This window comes from Vibrio sp. Isolate24 (assembly GCF_022398215.1).
Lineage (GTDB): Bacteria > Pseudomonadota > Gammaproteobacteria > Enterobacterales > Vibrionaceae > Vibrio > Vibrio coralliilyticus_A.
The window spans coordinates 1357829-1375812 of the sequence record NZ_JAKEUU010000001.1 but is presented as its reverse complement, the minus strand read 5'-3'; the positions used below and the strand labels follow the sequence as shown (position 1 = coordinate 1375812).

Sequence of the window (17984 nt, the reverse complement as noted above, 5' to 3'; positions counted from 1 at the left end):
GTGATCGGAATAGCGAAAACCGCGATCGGAATGCCCGAAATCCTTCCTTTTTCTCTTTTAAATCAATAGCTCGCTATTCTTTACTTCTTAAACAAGAACGTAAGGAAGCTACAATGGCCAAAAAGAGAACTCCAATGAACAAGATCAAAGAGGTATTACGCCTTAAGTACGACTGCGGTCTTTCAAATCGCAGCATCGCTTCTTGCCTTAAACTCGGCCCGTCCACCATATCGGAACTCCTTACTCGCTTTAAACAAAGCCAACTTGGCTGGCCTCTGCCTGAAAGTTGTAGCGATACTGATATCACTCAAGCTCTGTATCACGGCAAGAAAGCCAGTCGCGATAAAGTCATGCCAGACTTCACTCAATACGCTGTCGAACTCAGGCGCAAAGGCATGACTAAGATGTTGCTCTGGCAGGAATATCACGAGCAATATCAAGAGCAAGCTTACGCTTACACTCAGTTCTGCGAGCACTTCACTCGCTGGCTTAAAACCCAAAAGCGTAGCATGCGCCAACATCATGTGGCGGGCGATAAGTTGTTTATCGACTACTGTGGCCCGAAGCTTCAGGTGGTCAACCCTGACACTGGCGAGGTGCGCGAAGCTGAAGTGTTCGTGGCGACCTTGGGCGCGTCTAATTACACCTATGTGAAAGCCTTCCCGAGCCAAGGTAAGTCCTACTGGCTAGAGGCGCATGCCAATGCGTTCGAACACTTCGGCGGCGTACCACAGCTCTTGGTTCCCGATAATCTGCGTAGCGCGGTCACCAACCCCAATCGCTATGAGCCGAGACTTAATGACAGCTATCAAAAACTGGCAAATCACTATCAAACAGCCGTGATGCCTGCTCGCCCCTACAAACCGAAAGACAAAGCCAAGGCAGAGAATGCCGTGCTCCTAGTCGAGCGCTGGATCATGATGCGGCTACGACACCAAACCTTCCATACCTTCAAAGAGCTGAACCTTGCTATCCGTGAGCTTATGAATGACTTAAACGAACGTGAGATGAAGCAATATAGTGCGAGTCGCAAAGCGCTGTTCGACAAACTCGATAAACCCGCGTTAAAGCCTCTGCCTAAGCAGCGTTACCTGTATACCGAAACAAAGCGAGCCAAAGTCGGGCTGACTATCACATCGAATATCGCCGTCACTACTACTCGGTTCCCCATCAACTTGTTGGCCACCATGTCGAACTGGAAGCCTCCAACCGTCTGGTGCAAATCTACCATCAAGGTAACTTGGTCGGCCAACACCCACGCAGCCAAAGAGAGCGTGGAAACAGTACTCAATCAGAGCATATGCCGAATAACCATCAACATCAGAAGTGGTCGCCTGGACGCTTACTCAACTGGGGAGCCAATATCGGCCCAGCCACACGAGAAGTCGTTAATAAGATGCTCAGCTCCAAACCTCATCCAGAGCAGTCTTATCGTTCCTGCCTTGGACTGCTCAATCTGAGTAAAACGCATGGTGAATCCCGCTTAGAGCAAGCCTGTAAAGACGCACTGATGCTGACAAAGCCCAATTATACCTTCGTCAACAATCTACTCAAGAACAATCGTGAAGGGCAACTAAGTAAAGACAAAGCGACTACGCCGAACCTTGTTCACAGCAATGTTCGAGGCCCGAACTGTTATCACTAGGAGAAGTGGATATGAACGCACTCAATGACCAACTCAAAAGCCTCCGCTTGAGCCATGCGGCGAAAGCGTTAGAACAGCAACAAGAGCAACTGACCACCTACGCAGAGCTGGACTTCGAGGAAAGGTTAAGCCTACTTCTGGAAAGTGAAATCTTGAATCGCAATCAGAGCAAAATCCAACGCTTAAAACGACAAGCCAAGCTGAGAGTTGATGCTCAGCCGAGCCAACTCATCTACAAGGAGGGGCGAAACCTCAACCGCAAGCAGATGAGCGAACTTCTAACGGGTGGCTATCTGCACAAGCACCAAAACATCTTGATTACAGGCCCAACAGGGGCTGGTAAAACATATCTTGGTTGCGCACTTGCAACCAGCGCCTGCGACCAACAGCAAACCGTCAGGTACTACCGATTAACTCGCTTGCTTGATGACCTAACCGCAGGTCGTCTGGATGGTAGCTATCAGAAACAACTGCAATCGCTGGCTAAGAAAGGCTTACTAATCCTCGACGACTGGGGGATGGAAAAACTGACCCAAGAGCATGCAGGTCACTTGTTAGAGGTGCTTGAAGACCGCTACCAAAACAGCAGCACAATCGTCATCAGTCAGTTACCTGTAAAAGAGTGGTACAACATGATCGGCAACGCTACTGTCGCAGACGCTCTAATGGATCGACTGGTACACAATAGTCATCGAATAGAACTGGGAGGTGAGTCAATGAGAAAACTGGCGCAATCCGATCACTTAGAGTAAAAATAGGAAGAGAGAAAAACGGCAGGATCAGGTGATCGGAATAAACCGAAACGAGCGATCGCAATCACCGAAATACGCAGTTAACGCTGGTATTTTTTCTTCAGCTTTTTTAGCTCTTCTGGATTGTTTTTCTCTAGCTCTTTTTCATATTCATCCATATGTTTTGAGAGCCAAACGTGAACATTTTCCGAATAGAGAGTAAAAGCACCAATAGCTAAACTTAATGCGAATATTATACTTAGAAACAACATCCTAGTCCTCTCATGTGTTGTGCCGACGCGCTAGTTCGTACTAGCTAACAACCCTATCAATTCATCAGTTGTAACTGTTTTTCATGAACCATTTTCGTTTATAACATATACAGCAATACGATACTTGGATTAGTTCTAGTGTAGCAAAACCAGCTTGCCACTAATTGGAAAGAGTATGTAGGCAACTAGCAAGCCGCGACACATTTCCGTGTTAAAGTTATCAAACTACGTCATTTGTCACCTATTGTGTAAATGTAGCTAGATTCGGAGGTTTAATGTTCAGTGCTGCTTATGAAATGCTTGGAGGTGAAAAATGCAAAGCTCAGAGCGTAATCGATAGCCTAAAAATTATTCGTCAAGGGCTTCCTGTTGAAACGCTGGATAGAGGAATGTTAACTCTTGGTCTGACTAAGACAGATTACGCGAAAATTATTGGCGTTAATCTGCGTACTCTCCAGCGAAAAATGAAAGAACCGAACGCAACGCTAAGCCCAACAGCCAGTGAACATGCTCTTATGCTTGCTGATATGGTCAAAGAAGCAGATGAGTATTTTGGTGATCGTGATGCGACATTACGCTGGTTAAATAAACCCAGTTTGGTGTTTGAAAACGAAACACCACTTTCACTCTGTGACACAAAAACCGGTATCATTCTGGTGACAGAAGAGATCAATAAGTTGAAGTACGGATATACGGCTTAACTGGAAACCTACCAATGGTCTGGTCACAAAGCCACTTTTCTGACATAGCAGGGAAAGTTGGTCTGTTTGGTTATGCGATATAGGCTCTTAGACACACAATGATTGGGTACAAGCGTGTTAGTTCCAGCCCATATAGCGTATCTCTGCCTTACAAAGTAGGCTTCATCCGGAAAGAGATGGCCAATGGATCAACATATCAACCTGATCTTTTGAGATAAAAACATCTCAAGAAAAATCACCATACTTGATACGATTTAATGCATCTAAAACGCGTTTTAAATCGCCTTTAAGCACAACTTCTAGCGGAGTTAGACCAGATAGCGCTGGAATTGCGGAAGTTAACCATTCTGCTCTCAAACCAGAGTCCTCAAACACATCCTCCATTTGCTCTTTTAAAGTAGGGTGTTGTGAAAGAATGTACTCTATAGACTTCGACTGGGTATCATCCTCAAGTTCAACTTTGCGTAAAGTCCATGAGCCATCGTTATTGTCGAGCCATTCGATTTGATCGCCTTCTTCCCATTGCAATTCTTCTTGCAGTATTTCTGGAATGTTGAAGAAAGCTTCACCATCACAGGTCTTCTCAATTTTAACTTTCATTGCTGCTTAGAACCTTATTCTATTCACATGGTGATTTTATGACACGCTTACTCTAGTTTAGCAAAAACAGATTGCCACTTATTGGAACGAACATACAACTAGCAAACTAAACATAAGTTACTTAAATTACACTTTTAAATAATTTCTTATACAGACACTTCAAAAGTGAGTTATAGTGAACTTATATATTGAGACGACCCCAATAGTAACAAAAGTACATTAAAAGGCACTTATGAGAAAAGGTAAGATGGTAAAGGCACAACCTATGCCTGATTTGAATACCGAGTTCAGTATGGAAACGCTGGGAGCCGCCATTCGCTCAAAGCGCACCGATAGAGGCTGGCGTATTGATGATCTCGCTTCAAAAGCCAATTTATCTCGTAGGACAATCATGAAGATTGAAAAAGGCGATACTAGCGTCACCTTTGCCAATGTACTTATCCTCATGGATATCTTAGGGCTGTCGTTACGCCTTATCGACTTAAAGCTATTTGTTCGTCCACACAACCAAATAACCTACCAAGACGAAAACAACGTGATAAGCAATGAGGATGGTTGGTATGAGTAAGTTGCAACAATTAGACGTGTTTATCGGTACGAATACCAAAATTGGTCGTTTGATTCTTCCTGTCGGAACAGAAACAGAGTTCTCATTCATCTATGAAGATGAATGGAAACACACTGGTTTCCCGATTTCGCCCCACATCCCTTTCGATGATCGGGCTTCGCCACGTAGTATTGAGAACTACCTCAGAAACCTCCTTCCTGAAGGAGAAGCCTTTGAGGAGATGATACAAAACACCACTATCTCCAAAAGCAACACTTTCGGGCTGATTCGTAAGCTTGGTGCGGAAACATCTGGCGCATTATCTTTTCGAGTTCCAGAATCAGAACCTCAAGAAACTAGTTTTAGATCTGTACCTGATGATGAACTCATAGAACGACTAGAGCGAAATCTAGCGCCATTAGTTTATTGGGACGGTAAGGTTCGCCTTTCGGTTGCTGGTGTGCAAAACAAATTAAACTTACTTAAGCGCGGTGATGAATGGGGGTTTGGCGAAGGAAAATTAAGTTCGAACTACATTCTGAAATTTGAAAGCGGTAGAGCACCGTGTATTGCTGTTAATGAGTTCTTTTGCATGACATTAGCCAAACTAGCAGGTTTGGACGTCGCTCATGTTGAGTTAACTCGCATTGGGAATACTAGGGCGCTGATCATAGAGCGGTTCGATCGTGCCTATATCGAGGCTCGTGATATCGTTCAACGAAAACATGTGATTGATGGCTGTCAGGCAACTGACTTACCTCCAGGTTACAAATACGAGCGTCAGAATGGGGATGAAGGCGATGGCGTATATATGTGTGATGGCGTTTCTTTCCCACGCCTACTGAGCGTCAAAACCATAGACACGGTCATCACTAACCTAAAGCTCACCCAATGGATGCTCTTTAATCTAGTAACGCTAAACTACGATGCTCATGGTAAAAATATTAGCTTCTTCGTCACCCCTAAAGGGCTGGAACTGACCCCTTTTTATGATTTAGTAAACATAGAAGCCATCGCTCAAGAGGGAACAAAACGTAACTCACGAAGTGGTAAATTGTCTGCTGATGAGGGGCGTGCCGCCAGTATCCCTCAATATTTTGCAATGTCGATTGGATATTGGGAAAGTGAGGACTTTCAAAATCCGCCGAAAGGTAACTTCAAACGCCCTATTACCAGCTATGATTTAGCTGAATTCGGCGCTCTACTCGGTTATTCTGGCACCAAAATGGCTTCCATAATGGTAGAAACCGTTGGTGCTATAAAAAATGCCCTGAAGGAAGCGATTGACCTTACCAAAGCTCAAGGAATCGATGATGGGGAACGTGAACACATAGAGCTATGTGTCTCACTCATCCAAACAGAGTGCGAATACTTGCTAGCGCAAGCCGATAGTGTGCCAGAAATGAGTGAGCTTCTTTAGTGGCTAATGCAGAAGCGAGCATTAGCAATTTATAAACCACTTTTGGACAGAAACGAGTTTCGACACATCAATTATTAGAAACCCATGAATTACCACTGACATAGCAAATAGCAATATTTGATGCATCACTGCGTTCAACAATAAACTCAGACCGATAGTTTCCAAGAGCAGATTTCACGACTTACTCAAAGTAGAGACATCGAGCTTGTTCGACAATTGACTTCAAATAAACGCAACGATGAGCCAATAATCTAATTAACCCTGATACTTGTCCAACTTGTTGTAGAGCGTTTTTATACTTATCCCTAAATCCTCCGCGGTTTCTTTTTTGTTACCTTGATTTTCTTCAAGGGTTTTAATGATGGCAGCTTTTTCTATTTTTTCTAGGGTTACACCAGCTGGCACTCTCTCCTCTAATGTTGTACCTGTTTCTAAAGGAGGAGTATCAAAAATGAGGTGTTCATCTTTAATCGTATCGTCCGCCAAAATGAACGCTCGCTCGACACAGTGTTTTAGTTCTCTCACGTTACCAGGCCAAGAATGCGCTGCGATTTTTTCGATCGCTGAGGCTGTAATGGCTTTTGGAGCGGCTTCATTCGCATTCCGGTGAGCGATGAAATGCTTGGCAAGACCGACAATATCACTACCTCGTTCTCTGAGAGGGGGAATATTGATAGGGAAGTGCGCTAATCTAAAATAGAGGTCTTCTCGTAAAAATTGCTCTTCAATAGCCACTTGTGGATCACGGTTTGTGGCGGCGATGATACGGGTGTTGGCAATACAGAGTGTGTTACTGCCGACTGGGCGATACTCGCCTGTTTCAAGTACTCGCAGTAGTTTAACTTGATGTTCAAGGGGCATTTCGGTGACCTCATCAAGAAATAATGTCCCGCCCTCTGCTTGCTTAAAAACACCTTGGTGCGTTCGGTTAGCGCCTGTRAATGCGCCTTTTTCATGACCAAARAGTTCACTGTCGACTAATTCTGGGCTGATGGCGCCGCAGTTAATGGCAATAAAAGGCTGCTCCTTTCTATCACTGGCAAGGTGGATAGTCTGCGCGACGAGCTCTTTACCWGCACCGCTTTCACCAATGATCAATACGTTGGCCTCTGTTTTCGCCACTCGTCTGAGGGTGCGATACAAGTTATGCATTGGCCTTGAGGAGCCGACTAACATTCCAAAYTGGTCYAAGTCGCTTGTGGATATTTTTTTCCCCTCTTCCTGCTTTTCTAGGAAGTATTGACTAAAGTCCGCTAGAGTATCGGCCAAAATTTGGATATCAACTGGCTTTCTATAATGAAAAATGGCGCCGCTTTTCATCATCATGTCTAAATTCTTATTGGGTGCACCGGAGCCGATGATGACCAAATCCAATTCTTCCAAGCCTGTGGCACTGGATAGGGCGACAAAATCATCRTTGGTGAATTGAGATACTTCAACAATAGCGGCATTGGGTTGAAGTCGTTGTAGGCTATCTATCCAGTGTTCGTTGTCATTATTGCTAATCGTGTCAAATCGTGACAACTCTTCCAGAGAGCTTATTTGAGACAATAATTTCTGATCTTTTAATTCTACGAACAGTGTTGGTAATGCCATGATTTAACTCTCTTTCAACAGTAGTGAGAGRGATGATAGCACGAGGYATAAGGAAAGAGAATGTATGGCTTTTCTTTCGCGTTTTTTGTGAATAATAATGATTTKATATTTAAAATGATAGATAAAAATCGGGCAATAATATTATGGTGTGTCACTAACTCGGACGRGRTAAATATTTATATTTTTTACAAAYAYTCCTTGTAAATTATTCATTCTCCATCATYGRAAATWTTAAKRTTATTTTTRKTTTTTYAYATAAYTCCTTKTWATTCAATGRTTTGTRYTTTTGGCAYGCGGTTTGCTYTAATGGTAATGCAAGTACAAAAAAGGAGATAAATGATGAAAAACATTGCAAGTAAAATTCTACTAACAACGGTTATYGCTACTTCTTCTTCTGCAGCGGTTGCAGATAGCATGTGGAARGAAGATACGCTAGATGCTTGGATTGACGGTAAAGCAGAAACGACACTATTACTTAATTCCAAYTTGAACTCTTTTGATATTAACACTTATGTTAAAGACCAGGTTGTAACTTTAACAGGCTCAGTTGAAAATCAGACAGAAAAAGCCCTTGCTGAAGAATTAGTATTAAGCCTTGATGATGTTAAGTYGGTAAAGAATGAACTTACGGTCATCGATAATGAAAAAGATAAAAATAAGGAATCAACCCAGGTCTTAACGGATACCAAAATAACGGCCATTGTTAAGACTCGACTATTAATGAATACGGGAGTCAGTGGTACTGATATCGAAGTGGAAACTAAAGAAAACACTGTGGTATTAAAGGGTTCGGTGACGTCAGATACRGAACATGACCTTGCGCTATCTATTGCTCGTAATACATCCGATGTTGATAAAGTCATTGATAAACTTGAAGTAATTCAATAATAARTTTACCAACAGATATAAGAGAGAACATTATGCTTCGCTGGGCTTTAATATTTTTTATTCTTGCCATCATAGCAGCTTTATTTGGATTTGGTGGTATAGCAGGCGCTGCAGCAACAGTAGCTAAAGTTATGTTTTATATATTTGCTATTTCGTTGCTTGTATCGGTGGTAATGAGTTTAGTTAACAAAGATAAGAGATAAGAGTTAGGAGTTTTTATGAATATAAGCACAGTTATTTTCCGTTTCCTATTGGCAACAGGTTTTGCTTTTACGCTTGCYGCATGTAGTGACGAYGGCCCCCTAGAGCAAGCTGGAGAAAGAGCTGACGAAGCGGTAGAGGAAGCTCAAAATCAGATAGAGGACGGCTGTGAGAACGTGAAAGAGCAACTTGGTACGGAAGATCAGGACTGCTAACAAAARGCATTAACTCACGAATTAATCATCCGAACCTCATAAAAGAATTGAAGCAGGAGCTAGATATGAAAAACATATTTGATGTGCTTAAAGATAGCCATGAGAAGCAACGRCTTTTGATGGATGCGATACTCCAAACATCAGGTGATACTCAGGCTAGGCAAGAATTCTACTCCAGTCTTAAAGAAGAATTAACTAAGCATGCGGTCGCGGAAGAACGCCACTTCTATGCACCTTTAATAGAGAGCGATCAATCCGTTGATATGACTAGGCACGGTATCGCTGAACACCACGGTATTGATAAGGTGCTTGCTCAGCTTGATGACACCGAAATGTCTTCACCAGCTTGGCTCACACTGATGAAGACACTCAAACACAAAGTAGAGCATCATTTAGAAGAAGAAGAGCAGCGTTTCTTTCAAACGGCTGGACGAGTTTTAGACTCAGATCAGAAAGAAACTTTGGCTCGAAAATATGAGCAAGAGATGGCTTGATTCGAAGTGTCACCTAAGCTTGATAGTGAAGCGTAGGTTTTGGTTTAACAACTTGGGCCCATTTATGGGCCCGCTTTTTTAATACACAGAGAAATTAAGGCCTCACTATGTTTATCGTTAAGTACTATATACTCATTGCTATCGCTTGTTTTTCTATAGCAGCATTTGTTCCCAATGTATTATTCAGCTTACTATTGGTTTGGTCAGGGTTATCGATGTCTATTGTTAGTGCCGCTTATATCTTCGAGATGCCATCCATATTTAGAAAAAATAGTGATGGCAAAATAGCTTGGTGGATCCGGTGGGCGTTTATTCCTTTTTTTCTAGGCATTCGTTTATACAATACTTGGGCTATTAAAAGAGATAAAGTCGATCCCATTCAGCGGGTGGGAGAAGGTTTATATGTTTCTCGACGTCTACTCCCCTCCGATTTGTCATTTCTACAATCTCAAAACATAACGTGCATTGTTGATGTCACCGCAGAATTTTCGGGTTTAGAGAGTGCGATGACCAGCGAAGAGTTTCATTACCTCAATACCCCGGTACTCGACCATCAAGCCCCTAAGTTACGCAAGCTTAAACATGCTCTTAATTGGATAGATACTCAGATAAGCCAATCAAGGTCCGTAGTTGTTCATTGTGCACTTGGCCGTGGCCGCTCTGTGTTTGTGGTTGCAGCATACCTGTTAGCGAAAAACCCATCTCTGAGCGTGGAGCAAGTGCTCAAAAATATCAATGATGTAAGAAGCACTGCGCAGTTGAACAAAAAGCAACTAAAGGTGCTGAATGCTATCAGTGATAAGGGACTGCTCAATCTTGAAGACAAATGCTGCCTCATTGCTAACCCTGTTGCAGGTGGAGGCAAATGGCAAACGAGTGAGCAACAGGTTATTCGAGAGCTCACCCGAAAGTTCAATTTAGACATAGTGACCACCAGTAAAGAAGTATCAGCGGAATCTCTAGCCAAACAAGCAAAAGCGCGAAATGCTTCTCATATCATCGTCTCTGGCGGAGATGGCACCGTCAGCGAGGTGGCAAGACAAATCGTGGGGACAGACACGGCACTCGGAATTATCCCATTGGGTACGGCAAATGCTTTATGTCATGTGCTCTATGGTTTTGCGACAAAAGTGTCRCCTGTTGAAAAGGCCTGCGAGGCTATTCTATCYGGCAAGTCTAAGAAAATGGATTTGGCGTACTGTAACGACCAGCCAATACTGCTTATTCTTGGTATTGGGTTTGAAGAGAAGATGATTGATTACGCGCATCGTGAACAGAAAAATAAAAATGGCCAAYTTGCTTACTTATCGGGTTTATTTTCTGCGGTTGTGGCAGGAGAAAGTCAGTGGTTTGAAGTCACTAAGGATGGGGAGCCAGCACGAGAAGCTGAATTACAAAGCTTAGTGGTTGCYAACACGTCGCCTTTCAGCACGGTCCTTGCTCAAGGAGGTAAAGAGCCAAAACCTGATGATGGTCAATTGCATATTACCTATTTAGAAAATACCGCTTCGCTTGGGGAAAGAGCTTTAGCGCTGTCTGATGTGTTGCTTTCAAGCTTAGGTCTTAAAGAACAAGCCTCATTTTTTGACTATGAATCTGCAAAGCAAGTCACAATAGACTCAAATCGACCGATCCACTATGTCATTGATGGAGAAAAGTTCTCCGCTGAATCACTTGAGATAAGCATCAAAAGCCAAGCTTTATCTGTTTGCATTCCATAGTCACTGATGACAGCACCAATCATGAATGAAGGACTTCACCATGGAGATGAATCTCTCTTTCGACATTGAGAAATTTAACCATTTAATTGAGCAAAAGCTGGAGCATTGGCTTGTTGAAACCATCAAGTTGATTCCTAATCTTATTGTTGCGCTCTTTACGTTGTTTGCTTTTATCTTTATCGCCAACCTGGGCGGCCGATTATTTAGGAACTTGAGCAACCGAGTCGTAGATTCAAAGGAAGCGACCAACTTATTAGCATCGATTGTTAAAGTGATCATTATAACCGTTGGTTTTTTTGTYGCGTTAGACTTTGTTGGATTGCAAGGTACGGTTACATCACTCCTAGCAGGGGCGGGTATTTTGGGGCTTGCTATTGGTTTTGCTTTTCAAGATATGACCGAAAACCTGATTTCAGGGATCACGATGAGTATCCGCAAGCCATTTAAAATAGGCGATATTGTCGAATCCAACAGCGTTATGGGGCAAGTTRTTCAAATTAATTTGCGCAATACTCTTGTAGAGACGTTTTCAGGTCAGCACGTTATGATTCCAAATAAAATGGTTTTTCGTAACATATTGACGAACTACAGTCGAAAAGGTCTCAGAAAAATAGAAATTCCTGTCGGTATCTCATACGCGGACTGTCCTAATTTAGCGAGCAAAGTAATAACAGAAGCTATTAATCAAAAACCTTATGTGAGTAACCCCGAAGACACAGCGGTTCATGCTGCCAGTTTCGCCGACAGTAGTATCAATTTGCTGGTATGGTTTTGGATTGATTACCCTGGCGACTTTGGTTACATGGAAGCACAAAATGACAGCATTGTAGCGATTAAGGAATCGCTGTCGGATGCTGGTATCACGATTCCGTTTCCTATTCGAACACTGGACTTTGAGGCGAAAGGAGGAGAAAGCCTATCAAGCATAGTGGCGAATAATGTCGCTAAGATGTAATTGTTCATGAGCAGACGTCACCCGGCCTCTTATAGTGCTAACGGTGTTTGCTTGTGATTGTTAACCTCAGTTTGAGCCAAGCCATTGCCATCACCCTGATTTTCAGTGCTTGTGATGTTAAGCGATGGCTTTTCCGGTTTTYGGCAGTACTCAATTTATTCGATTAAGTAAGATCGGCATGAAACCATGCAAACACCTGTGTTGTGAACGTTTCATCTGAGGGTACTTTGCAATGGGTGATTGATGATTATCCATAATAAACCCTTTGGGCAACATAGCCCCCTAAAAAACGACTAATAGCTTTCGCTTTCATATTCTCACCTTAACTGGTCATTAGAGTCATCACATCTTTTTTAAAATTTCACTAAATAATATATGGTTTCTAATCGAGTTTAGAAAGTCTATGTTTATTATTTTTTGAAAAAGTTACATAAMAACAAGAATATTTTTCACGGCGTTTATTTACCATAATTTAAAAGTGTTTTTATAAGGTAATAAATAGACTAATTTTTGTTCTTTTATTCGGTTTTCAACCGAGTTATGTTAATGTTYTGTTATTTTTAGTATGTTTCAAATRTTTTTTAAAGTTGGCATTTCTTTTGCTCTATATAAATCGATATTTCAATGGAACTTATATTAGGAGAACGAAATGAAAAGCAATGTTGTTACTTTGATTAGCCTTTTTTCTTTAGCAACCTTTAGTACTTTTTCACACGCTGCGGACTCCAACGAGCATGGCGTTTATGTGGGTGCCAACTATGGTTATTTGAAAGTTGATGGGCAAGATGACTTTGATGATGACAGCGATGCTATTCAAGGYTTAATYGGTTACCGYTTTAACCCTTACTTAGCATTAGARGGGGGRTATATTGATTTYGGTAGCTATGGTAATAAYTTAGCTAATACCGAAACAGACGGTTATACMGCTGCTCTAAAAGTTATAGCTCCTATTGCTGAGCGTGTTGATCTTTACGCAAAAGGTGGTCAAATGTGGTACACGACAGACTACAATATTGCGGGCTTTGGGGGCAGTAAAGAAGACGAAGGTGTATTTGCTGGTGCCGGTGTGGGTTTCAAAGTGACAGATCAATTCTTAATCAATGCTGAATATATGTGGTATGACGTAGAACTCAATGCAGAGAACGTTACGAATGGTGCAAGCACAGAAACAGATTTTAACCAAGCATCATTAGGTGTGGAATATCGATTCTAATTCGGTTCACAAGACCGAGTTTAATAAAATGGTGTTAGGCTCTTGATGTGTTTTATAGCAGGGTGGAGCATACTTTGATGGTTTATAATCAAAAGAAAAACTCGTACCCTGTTTTTTGCATGAAGAAAAGTAATAGTAATAAAAAGCGTCAAGCCTATTTGCTTGACGCTTTTTTATTACAGCTGATCGCCTGTTCGCCTAGAAGTGGATAATATCGAACTAAACTATAAATGCTTCGCCATTTCGTCATTTTCCACTTGTAATGCGGCAACCCAGTAAGAAAAGAATGATGACAGCTTTTGGTTGTTAAATGTTCCAATCGCACTTTTCAAATAGGTGATTAATTGTCGATTGCTTTGATACATCTCGTCGTAGCTGCTAATCACAACGGACTGGCTTTCTTGCATTGAATGATTATTTTCTGTTTTKAAATCAAGGACTTTAACCTTGATTTCATTGATCATCGAACGCTCTACTTTTAAAAAACGACTCGCGGCTCTAGAGAGAGTTTGGTGCGTCCTGTATTCAACGAGCTGACAGCATGATTGATAATGCTCTTTRAGAGCGAATAATATTCTATCTATGCTTTGATGGTGCGTTGCATCGAGAGTTCTATTGTGATTTTCCACCCACATATTGTTACTCCTTCTTGTCTTAACCGTGTTTTCCATACCTGTGTAAGATTTGACTGTTCAYTCCATTGACCGTAAGTCATTGATTTTATGACGACACATTTCTACTTCTCTCTTAATTGTTGTTATTTTTTGTCTCAATTCTGGCGCTTGCTTTGATAGTATTGCTATGTCGTCAATGGTTTTTTCTTCTATGCCCGACAAATGTTCCAGATAGAGGCTGTCATTTGCACTTCCTCTCTCTTCCTCTGCTTCAATGCAATATCGTCGAGCATTAATGGTGTAGCTGTCTGGAATGAGCTTGTGCGGTTTTGAAGGTTTTGAGAGCGACTTTAGTTTTAACTCAGCACACTTCTTAAGCGCATATATATCAAAAAGACTTCTTTTTATATCTTTATTATCTACGTTAGATATCGCTTTTTCATAAATAATATTCCCACTTTCTATTAAACTTATAACAGATGAAATGCTTTTATTTTTCATAGTGCCTCATTTAGATTTGTATGTAATAGAAGTAAAGCATGTTACGTGCCAAATAAAATCGCCACTAAGCCCTAGATTATGGAAGAAAGAAAAGCAATTTTGTAAAAGGTACAATCCTCATGGAGAATGAGTGAAAATATTACATGAATGGCACTCTTTTTATTACCGGAAAGCTCYCTAATATCATATGCGRCAAGCTATTTTAAAGTTGGCATGATGTTCGCTTAGCTTAGTGTAAGAAGTGATAGTTAATTTTGAATSATCACTTTATTTTCTCTCATTGGATAAGTTAAGGAGATTATGTATGCCAAATGCAAATACTAAAAAAACTGATTCTAAGCAGCAGGCCGAAGAGATTTATGAAATGGCAGAAGGGGTTGCTTCAGAAGCAATAGAAAATGTGAAAAATACYGTTCAAGACACGCTCGAAGCAGGGTCTGAAACTGTAAAAAATAAAACAGAGCAAGCTGAAAACATGATTAAAGAGCGCCCACTCTTGAGCGTTGGATGCGCCTTTATTGCAGGCTGGGCTATTTCTAAGCTAATCAAATAAGCCTGAATGATGCACGAAGAGGAAAGTTATGCAGTCTAATAATATCAACGACGCACACAATGAGCCTCAACATCGCGAAGAGGAGCTTTTAGAACGAGCGATCGTTCAACTGAGAGGGCTTTTAAAAGACCTAACCGTATTCCAATCTCACACTCAACAATGGTCAATGTCGATTTTTGAGTTGTTTTCTTTGGAGTTGCGTAACACGGTTGCCGCGAGTAAAAAACTCATTGTCATTAAACTCCTCTTCGTTGCATTGCTGCCGATGTTTCTTATTAGCATCGCCGTCGGTGTTGGGGTTATGGGGTACTACTTTACTTTGAACCTTTTAGTCGGTTATAGCGCTTTCATTGCAGCGTTCAGCGTTATCCTTATGCTTTTGATACTCGGCAGCCGATATTRCAAGCAATTTGTGGGTTTTGAATATACYAAAGAGCAGYTTGGGAGGTTGTGTCATGCGATCAATGAAAAAACGACAGCGGAAAATTCTAATGAAAAGGCTTGAGTGTGATAGTAAAGCTCGTCAAGTTGCACTCAGCTTAGGGCTGCTCTACTTCAAAGGAAAAAGCTTTGTACAGCAATCCCCATTTCATGCGGCAGGGTTCGCTGYGCTCGGCATGTTCGTCCTTAGCAAAGTCAAAAATCTCAGGACGCTTTTTTATGGTTATAAGCAAGCACGTCTATTRATTCATTCACTTGATAAATAATTAATAGGTTCTGGCTTAGTTATCAATGTAGTTATTCACTATTAAGTTTAGTGTGACTAAGCCAGAACCGGATCTTAATATCTGAGGAACATAATGAAYGTTAAACAAGAGAATATATTAAAATATAGTTTAATGACCATTGCTCTTATAATAATGTTCATTTTCATATTACATGTTGCCAARCCGTTTTTGTTACCCGTTTTTTTTGGCGCTTTTATTTCTCTTCTATGTRGCCCCTTAGTMAATCGATTAGTGCGTTTTGGCATTCCTCGTGTYATTAATGTTATTGCTGTTTTATTAGGGCTCGTTAGCTTCATTGTTTTGAGTTTAAATCTGTTAAGTGAGCCCGCTCAGCAATGGTGGTCTAAGCTGCCAATGTTAATTCAGAATGTTTCTAATGAAGTCAGTGAAGCGGCTGAAAGTAGTGAGTTAGGTGACAAGGGTGACTTCACTCTCGGTAGCACAGTGGCTAATGATGGGCTCACAAGCAATACCTCATTTTCCATCATTAAATCAGTACTCACTACAACTCCAACGATAGTCACACAATTAATGGTCGCGCTTTTTATGGCGTACTTCATGATGAGTTATGGACGKCAGATATATTCTCAAAGCTTATCTTTGTTCACACGATTTTCCGATAAACGYAAGGTGGTTGAGCTKGTGAAGGTGGTTCAAACCGATCTTTCTCGATATATAAGCTCTATTACGATCATCAATGTGTGCTTAGGAGTGGTTGTTGGCTGTGTATTCTACATGATGGGATTAAAAGACCCGTTTCTGTGGGGAGCATTTGCTGGCTTGATGAACTATATCCCTTATCTTGGGCCAATGGTTTCAGTGACCTGTTTTGCCTTGGTTTCCTTTTTGCAGTTTGAGTCTCTAAGTTACTCATTGACGGTCGCTTCGCTCTTTTTGGCAATCAATCTTATAGAGAGTCAATTGGCGACACCGACTCTACTTGGTAAAAGATTTAGTTTAAACCCCCTAATTTTGTTTGTGTGGTTAGTCTTTTGGGGATGGTTATGGGGAGCGATGGGAATGCTGATGGGAGGGCCGCTGCTGGTACTTATCAATGTTATTNAGAGTCAATTGGCGACACCGACTCTACTTGGTAAAAGATTTAGTTTAAACCCCCTAATTTTGTTTGTGTGGTTAGTCTTTTGGGGATGGTTATGGGGAGCGATGGGAATGCTGATGGGAGGGCCGCTGCTGGTACTTATCAATGTTATTTTAAGTAAAGTAAGTCGTCCGCAGCTTACTACTTAGATAATCATATTGGTGCCATCGTTACAAACCATAAGAATATAACATCTGGTTATATTCTTATGAAAAAAATATATTTTACGATACTTGAATAGAGGGCGAAGAGTTAATATAAATATTGGTGAGGTTAAGTTACCAAAGTAATTAGCCTCTTCATTTTGATTGAATAATTAATGTTGCTTCTTAGGAGGATATTATGAACTCAATTGATCTTACCCCACTATACCGCACAACGATTGGCTTTGATCGAGTCGCTTCATTGCTTAACAGCGCACTAACTTCTGATCCAATCCCTAGCGGTTACCCTCCATACAATATCGAAATGTTGGGTGAGGGCGAATACAGCATCACACTTGCCGTTGCTGGCTTTTCTCAGGACGATATCGATATTCAGGTAGAAAATGGTTTGCTGACTATCAAAGGGAATAAAGAATCTTCCAAGGATGATGATCAAAGCAAAATGCTTTATCAAGGCATTGCTAATCGTTCATTTGAACGACGCTTTAACCTAGCTGAGTATGTAGAAGTGACCGATGCTACCATGAAAGATGGTTTGCTGGCTGTATATCTCAAAAAAGAAATACCGGAGGCGATGAAGCCGAAACGTATCGAGATTCAGTCACATGATAATAATGTCATTGAACATAAGAAATGACCGTAACTTGGGCTGTGCTAGTGCACAGCCCAAATTAGAGTCTGTGTAAAACATATGATGTTTGCAAGGAGGAAAGGATGAATATTTGCCCATCTTGTAAAACTGAAATGATATTAAGAAATGGTGTACAGGTTTGCCCAAGGCATGAAATAGGTGACTGTACATTTGAAGTGTTTGGTACTTCAGACAACAAACCTCACTTTAGGATACAACCAGAACTTAGATATCCGCCTTATGCTTCTGCTACTTACTGTCCTAGGCCTACTCAACATGGTATGAGAAGTTAAAATTTTGAAGCGTTACAGGCGGCACTTATTGTCGCCTATGCGCGTTAATATCCTTCTGCTCAATCCCTTTCTTCTGAACTTATTCTCGCTTTTCTAAATATGCCATCATTGATTGTATTGTTTAGGTAAATCATCCTTTTTAACTGAAGGGCTGTGGTTAATAGATAATATTTATTATGACGATAAAAATTTTTTATTAAAA

The 17984-nt window shown here is 41.3% G+C and carries 20 protein-coding genes and 1 pseudogene; 16 read left to right on the top strand and 5 right to left on the bottom strand.

All coding sequences use genetic code 11. The features are described from left to right. Positions 1-113: 113 nt before the first annotated feature. Positions 114-1645, top strand: a pseudogene (gene istA / locus L1D23_RS06005) (IS21 family transposase). An 11-nt stretch (positions 1646-1656) separates the two neighbouring features. After that, positions 1657-2397 carry an IS21-like element ISVch3 family helper ATPase IstB gene (istB, locus tag L1D23_RS06000; RefSeq protein WP_239864840.1) on the top strand — a complete coding sequence of 247 codons (741 nt, stop codon included), beginning with the start codon at positions 1657-1659 and terminating at the stop codon, positions 2395-2397. Positions 2398-2477: 80 nt separating this feature from the next. Here istB and L1D23_RS05995 read toward each other — a convergent pair whose 3' ends face one another. Then, entirely contained in the window at positions 2478-2648 is a 171-nt protein-coding gene (locus tag L1D23_RS05995; protein WP_165387364.1) for a hypothetical protein, read from the bottom strand. 275 nt (positions 2649-2923) lie between these two features. On the opposite strand from L1D23_RS05995, the gene L1D23_RS05990 reads away from it, so the two are divergent. Next, the gene (locus L1D23_RS05990) at positions 2924-3349 is read left to right on the top strand and encodes an antitoxin Xre/MbcA/ParS toxin-binding domain-containing protein (RefSeq protein WP_039539437.1); all 426 of its coding nucleotides are present in this window, start codon (positions 2924-2926) and stop codon (positions 3347-3349) included. A gap of 225 nt (positions 3350-3574) precedes the next feature. Here the strand turns inward: L1D23_RS05990 and L1D23_RS05985 are convergent, their stop codons facing one another. Further along, positions 3575-3949 (bottom strand): MbcA/ParS/Xre antitoxin family protein, encoded by a 375-nt coding sequence (locus L1D23_RS05985; protein ID WP_038885217.1) that lies wholly within the window; start codon positions 3947-3949, stop codon positions 3575-3577. 232 nt (positions 3950-4181) lie between these two features. Between L1D23_RS05985 and L1D23_RS05980 the strand changes: the two genes are divergently transcribed. Next, complete coding sequence (locus L1D23_RS05980; RefSeq protein ID WP_239864839.1) at positions 4182-4517, top strand: helix-turn-helix domain-containing protein; 336 nt, start codon at positions 4182-4184, stop codon at positions 4515-4517. Further along, complete coding sequence (locus L1D23_RS05975; protein WP_239864836.1) at positions 4510-5916, top strand: HipA domain-containing protein; 1407 nt, start codon at positions 4510-4512, stop codon at positions 5914-5916. Before L1D23_RS05980 ends, L1D23_RS05975 begins: the two co-directional genes overlap by 8 nt. Before the next feature lie 255 nt (positions 5917-6171). Here the strand turns inward: L1D23_RS05975 and L1D23_RS05970 are convergent, their stop codons facing one another. Further along, a complete protein-coding gene (locus tag L1D23_RS05970; protein ID WP_239864834.1) occupies positions 6172-7512 on the bottom strand; it encodes a sigma-54 dependent transcriptional regulator in 1341 nt (446 codons plus the stop codon). Between the two features lie 339 nt (positions 7513-7851). Between L1D23_RS05970 and L1D23_RS05965 the strand changes: the two genes are divergently transcribed. The 7 genes from L1D23_RS05965 to L1D23_RS05935 all read left to right on the top strand — a co-directional run bounded on the left by L1D23_RS05965 (position 7852) and on the right by L1D23_RS05935 (position 13199). Beyond that, positions 7852-8400, top strand: coding sequence for a BON domain-containing protein (locus tag L1D23_RS05965; protein WP_345779101.1), 549 nt, complete (start codon positions 7852-7854; stop codon positions 8398-8400). A gap of 32 nt (positions 8401-8432) precedes the next feature. Continuing rightward, entirely contained in the window at positions 8433-8603 is a 171-nt protein-coding gene (locus tag L1D23_RS05960; protein WP_239864830.1) for a DUF1328 family protein, read from the top strand. Positions 8604-8618: 15 nt separating this feature from the next. After that, the gene (locus L1D23_RS05955; protein WP_172563977.1) at positions 8619-8816 is read left to right on the top strand and encodes a hypothetical protein; all 198 of its coding nucleotides are present in this window, start codon (positions 8619-8621) and stop codon (positions 8814-8816) included. Between the two features lie 65 nt (positions 8817-8881). Next, positions 8882-9310: a hemerythrin domain-containing protein gene (locus L1D23_RS05950; protein WP_172563976.1), complete on the top strand. Its 429-nt coding sequence runs from the start codon at positions 8882-8884 to the stop codon at positions 9308-9310. A 107-nt stretch (positions 9311-9417) separates the two neighbouring features. Continuing rightward, the gene (locus L1D23_RS05945) at positions 9418-11031 is read left to right on the top strand and encodes a diacylglycerol kinase family protein (RefSeq protein WP_239864828.1); all 1614 of its coding nucleotides are present in this window, start codon (positions 9418-9420) and stop codon (positions 11029-11031) included. Between the two features lie 40 nt (positions 11032-11071). After that, on the top strand, positions 11072-11986 hold the full coding sequence (locus L1D23_RS05940) for a mechanosensitive ion channel family protein (RefSeq protein ID WP_239864826.1): 915 nt from the start codon (positions 11072-11074) through the stop codon (positions 11984-11986). 649 nt (positions 11987-12635) lie between these two features. Further along, on the top strand, positions 12636-13199 hold the full coding sequence (locus L1D23_RS05935; protein WP_238853194.1) for a porin family protein: 564 nt from the start codon (positions 12636-12638) through the stop codon (positions 13197-13199). A gap of 224 nt (positions 13200-13423) precedes the next feature. On the opposite strand, the gene L1D23_RS05930 is transcribed toward L1D23_RS05935, so the two are convergent. Together L1D23_RS05930 and L1D23_RS05925 are read right to left on the bottom strand one after the other, a co-directional pair. Next, positions 13424-13663, bottom strand: coding sequence for a hypothetical protein (locus tag L1D23_RS05930; protein ID WP_239864824.1), 240 nt, complete (start codon positions 13661-13663; stop codon positions 13424-13426). Between the two features lie 228 nt (positions 13664-13891). Then, positions 13892-14314, bottom strand: coding sequence for a DUF2383 domain-containing protein (locus tag L1D23_RS05925; protein ID WP_239864822.1), 423 nt, complete (start codon positions 14312-14314; stop codon positions 13892-13894). A gap of 304 nt (positions 14315-14618) precedes the next feature. Between L1D23_RS05925 and L1D23_RS05920 the strand changes: the two genes are divergently transcribed. The 4 genes from L1D23_RS05920 to L1D23_RS05905 all read left to right on the top strand — a co-directional run bounded on the left by L1D23_RS05920 (position 14619) and on the right by L1D23_RS05905 (position 17495). Continuing rightward, on the top strand, positions 14619-14867 hold the full coding sequence (locus tag L1D23_RS05920; protein ID WP_172563972.1) for a hypothetical protein: 249 nt from the start codon (positions 14619-14621) through the stop codon (positions 14865-14867). Positions 14868-14895: 28 nt separating this feature from the next. Next, complete coding sequence (locus tag L1D23_RS05915; protein ID WP_239864820.1) at positions 14896-15372, top strand: hypothetical protein; 477 nt, start codon at positions 14896-14898, stop codon at positions 15370-15372. 295 nt (positions 15373-15667) lie between these two features. Next, positions 15668-16843: an AI-2E family transporter gene (locus tag L1D23_RS05910; RefSeq protein ID WP_239864818.1), complete on the top strand. Its 1176-nt coding sequence runs from the start codon at positions 15668-15670 to the stop codon at positions 16841-16843. Positions 16844-17036: 193 nt separating this feature from the next. Next, positions 17037-17495 carry an Hsp20 family protein gene (locus L1D23_RS05905; RefSeq protein ID WP_239864816.1) on the top strand — a complete coding sequence of 153 codons (459 nt, stop codon included), beginning with the start codon at positions 17037-17039 and terminating at the stop codon, positions 17493-17495. Positions 17496-17984 lie beyond the last annotated feature (489 nt).

Bases quoted from the DNA above. Each gene is read 5' to 3' on its own strand.
- L1D23_RS05960 (WP_239864830.1), top strand. From the start codon at position 8,433: ATGCTTCGCTGGGCTTTAATATTTTTTATTCTTGCCATCATAGCAGCT.
- L1D23_RS05975 (WP_239864836.1), top strand. From the start codon at position 4,510: ATGAGTAAGTTGCAACAATTAGACGTGTTTATCGGTACGAATACCAAA.
- L1D23_RS05995 (WP_165387364.1), bottom strand. From the start codon at position 2,648: ATGTTGTTTCTAAGTATAATATTCGCATTAAGTTTAGCTATTGGTGCT.
- L1D23_RS05905 (WP_239864816.1), top strand. From the start codon at position 17,037: ATGAACTCAATTGATCTTACCCCACTATACCGCACAACGATTGGCTTT.
- L1D23_RS05990 (WP_039539437.1), top strand. From the start codon at position 2,924: ATGTTCAGTGCTGCTTATGAAATGCTTGGAGGTGAAAAATGCAAAGCT.
- L1D23_RS05985 (WP_038885217.1), bottom strand. From the start codon at position 3,949: ATGAAAGTTAAAATTGAGAAGACCTGTGATGGTGAAGCTTTCTTCAAC.
- istB (WP_239864840.1), top strand. From the start codon at position 1,657: ATGAACGCACTCAATGACCAACTCAAAAGCCTCCGCTTGAGCCATGCG.
- L1D23_RS05980 (WP_239864839.1), top strand. From the start codon at position 4,182: ATGAGAAAAGGTAAGATGGTAAAGGCACAACCTATGCCTGATTTGAAT.